Here is a 378-nt window from a genome sequence, read left to right on the forward strand (position 1 = left end):
GGTGGTTGCGAAGGTGCGCGAAAGCGCCATCATCACGTCGTTCCACATGGAGCCGGTCAATCCACTGGACTGGCGCGATTTCGAGCCGGGCCAGTTCCTGGTGTTCAAGATACCCGTACCGCACGCGGCAGGCGAAAAGGGATATGTGCTGCGCAACTATAGCGTCTCCTGTTCTCCGGCCAGCAAGGGTCGCTACCGGATCAGCGTGAAGCGGGAAGCAGCATCCGCGCCTGGCCTGCCTGATGGGATAAGCTCATGCTTCCTGCATGACCGGATCGACGTCGGTGACGTCCTTCAGGCCGACGGGCCGCGCGGCGAGTTCGTTCTCGACAAGGCGAGCAGCCGTCCAGTGGTGCTGCTCAGCGGCGGCGTTGGGCT

Annotated in this window: 1 protein-coding gene; it reads left to right on the forward strand. The window is 63.2% G+C overall.

Annotation, left to right across the window (positions count from 1 at the left end; genetic code table 11):
* Position 1: 1 nt before the first annotated feature.
* On the forward strand, positions 2-378 hold a 377-nt coding region (locus EN852_RS36055), incomplete at its 3' end, for an FAD-binding oxidoreductase (protein WP_246694514.1).

Origin of the sequence: Mesorhizobium sp. M2E.F.Ca.ET.209.01.1.1 (genome assembly GCF_004010375.2) — a bacterium.
Lineage (GTDB): Bacteria > Pseudomonadota > Alphaproteobacteria > Rhizobiales > Rhizobiaceae > Mesorhizobium.